A 3,025-nucleotide genomic window follows, 5' to 3' on the forward strand; every position below is an offset into this window, starting at 1 on the left:
GCACGAGGAGCAACACGGTAACGGTGAGCACAACCTGAGTGCGGCGAAATACAACGCCCATTGCTGTTGATAACAGACCGATCCCCGCGTACGAAACAAACACGGCGGGCACGTATCGTACAAGCTCGCGAACCATGGGGCCGGGTGGCAATCCAAATCCTTCTTCTGACCACGGATACTTTCCGAAGTGACGTGCGATGAAACAAGAGAAGAGCGGTATGCCCACGACGCATGCAATCACATAGATCGGAAGCAGAACATTCCAGACAAGCACCTTCGAGAAGAGCATGTCACGATTGCGCAACGGCAAAACGAAGAGAAAGCGCAGCCTGTTTTGAGAATAATCGGTGCAAATGGCAATCCCTGCGGCGATTGCCATTACGATGGAGCCGAGCAACGCCGATAGCGCCAGCGAAGACGTGATCAAGAACGACATCGTAACCTGCTGTGCCAGCAACTTTTCCTGCGCGGGAATCGCACCGATTAACCCCAGCACCGCGCAGACAACCAGCGTCAGCGGTATGATCCAGAGCGTCGCGCTCCGAAGCAGAACCTTTGCCTCCCACACCGTCGAAGTGAGTAGGCGCTTGATGAGCGAGGGTACATGCCTCGGCGCGGATACGCCTGCGGCGACACCATCATGGGCAACTTCCGCCTGAGGCAGTGCCGTGGCCGATTGCCTCGATTCCACAGATTCCAGACGTTCAATGAACTCTTCAGACGAGAAAGGGACCGGCACGACAGACGTGACCTCTGCTCCGCACCGCACAAGCGTAGCGACGAAACGACCTATCGCGCCGTCGCGGACGCAAACCAGAAGTGCGTTGGCGTCACGTATCTTGACGTCAAGCACATACGGTTCGTCGCGAAGTTCTTCCACGCACAGATCGTCACCACTAGCCACGGTCACCTCGAACAGCCCGCCAATGGTAGAGTCGAAAGCCTCCCAGGTCCCATCGAACGCACCCTCGCCGTGATCGATGATGACCACGCGGTCGCCAAGTTCGCGCGCGAGCGACAGGGAGTGGGTGGCCAGAATGAGAGAAGCCCCTCCGTTGCGTTCACGTATGCGACGGATCATGTCACGCAACCGCTCGGTGCCCGCCGCATCAAGTTCCGCCGTGGGATCGTCGAGAAACAGCAGATCAGGTTTTCCCATGAAAGCGCAGGCCATCGCAACCCGCTTGCGCATACCCGACGAACAGTGTTTCAAGTGCTTACGCCGATGTTCGTACAGGTCAAAGACGCGAAGCGCCTCCACGACAGCGGCCTTCACTTCGTCATGTGGACACCGGAGTGTCGCCGTCAGGTGCAAATGATCGCGTACGGACATGTTCTCGTAAAACGCGGGAGTCCCCAGCAAGGCGCCCGTGCGCGCCAGTACATCAAGTGAACGGCCTTTCGCGGGCTTGCCAAACAAGGTAACACGGCCGCCGTTCTTTCGAAACAGCCCCAGTACCGCACGCAGCATGCTCGTCTTTCCCGCGCCGTTGTGGCCTAGCACGGCGACGTGTTCCCCACGCCCCACTTCAAAACCCATTCGATCGAGAATCTTGGCATTTCCTACGCGAACCGTCAGTTCCGAAGCGGCGAGTACCAACTCGCGTTGACTACCGGTTGCGGACGTGCTGTTATCCTGATCACTTCTGGTAATAGACAAGTTGATACTCCCGCATCCCCTGATTGTCACCCTGCCGATTTCCACGCTTCAGATCGCGAACAGCAAGGATTTCGCACACCCCGTCACGATCCGTGTCCACAGCCTTCAGCGATTCTATGCCGGAACCCACATTCACTCGATGCGAGGCAAGAACGTCGATGACGCCATCGTTAGCATTCAACAGTCTCACTTCCACGCAAGAGTCACCAGCAAGCCATGCCACGTCCCCCACTCCGTCGCCGTTTAGATCTTCTCCCACAAGACTAACTTCGGATAGATGCCAAAAGAGATGGAACATGCCTGCTCCCTCCGTCTCAGGAGGCTTCATGGAGATGGCTCGCGACGCTTGTACCCAACACGAATTGCGTTCGCTCCATCGCACGAACGAACATTTGATCGTCAGATTCTTGAGCATGCCTTGCGCAAGCACGGATAACGCCTTAGTCACGGGGGGGATATCAGCCATGAGAAACTCAACAGCACCATCATGGTCGATATCGACGGGATTAATGGGGAGCACTGAGCGCTTCACTGTGAGCGGAGGAACAGTCTTTCCATGCGAAATCCATGCCGTGCGGCTTTCCGGCCACCCTTGCGACCAGTAGGTTTCGCAGGTCGCAAGACCTTCGGGGCCGTTACTATTCAGTCGGCATCGGACAACTGTCCGGGATGCAATTCCGTCTTCATTGATCTCCGAAACTTTACACGCGCTAAAAACGCCGGGGGAGGCCTGTTCCCAAAACAGGTGACGGTCCCAACTGCCGAGAACAAGCGTCGGAAGATCGGTATTCAATGACGGTTCGAGCCACATTTCCGGATTACTGAATGCGGGCACGGGAATGCCTGCTTGCGTTTCGGGCCAGCAATCGGCCTGCCCCACACTGGAGTCAAGGTCGTCGAGTTGATCCGAGAAGACAAGATCACCTTCCCGACTCTGCCGGTATACATTGAGGTTCTTGCGCGCGAACACGATTAAATCGTCGTATCCGTCTTGATCGATATCCATGTTCCAGTCCACCCACGCAGGCAATCCCAAATCGGGGAACCGTGCGCCGCGCAAGTCTTCCTTCTGGAGTAGCGTACGCTGCTCTCCAAATGTAGCCTCTTCCAGAGAGACTCCCGTTATGCCCTCGTCATGTAACAACACAAGCAGCGGCGCGCTCTTTAGTCTATTCAGAAATGCAAAGAGCCTACAGCCAGGAGGGAGTTTGAGCTCGGGCATCTCAAGTGTCTGATCATCCGAAGAGAGTCGGAGAATTCGCAAAACGCCGGGCACAGGCATGACCCAAGCCAGCCATCGGGACCGTTCTTCGTTTCGACTTGGCACGAATCCCCAAGAAGACTCGACCTCGTCGTTACCAAACG

Annotated in this window: 2 protein-coding genes; both read right to left on the bottom strand. The window is 56.4% G+C overall.

Annotation, left to right across the window (positions count from 1 at the left end):
- A partial coding sequence (locus tag K1Y02_26525; protein ID MBX7259938.1) for an ABC transporter ATP-binding protein occupies window positions 1–1,660 on the bottom strand: 1,660 nt, incomplete at its 3' end.
- Window positions 1,641–3,025: VCBS repeat-containing protein (locus K1Y02_26530; protein ID MBX7259939.1), on the bottom strand; the 1,385-nt coding region annotated here is incomplete at its 5' end. The genes K1Y02_26525 and K1Y02_26530, both read right to left, overlap by 20 nt.

It is taken from the genome of Candidatus Hydrogenedentota bacterium (genome assembly GCA_019695095.1).
Classification (GTDB): Bacteria; Hydrogenedentota; Hydrogenedentia; order Hydrogenedentales; family SLHB01; genus JAIBAQ01.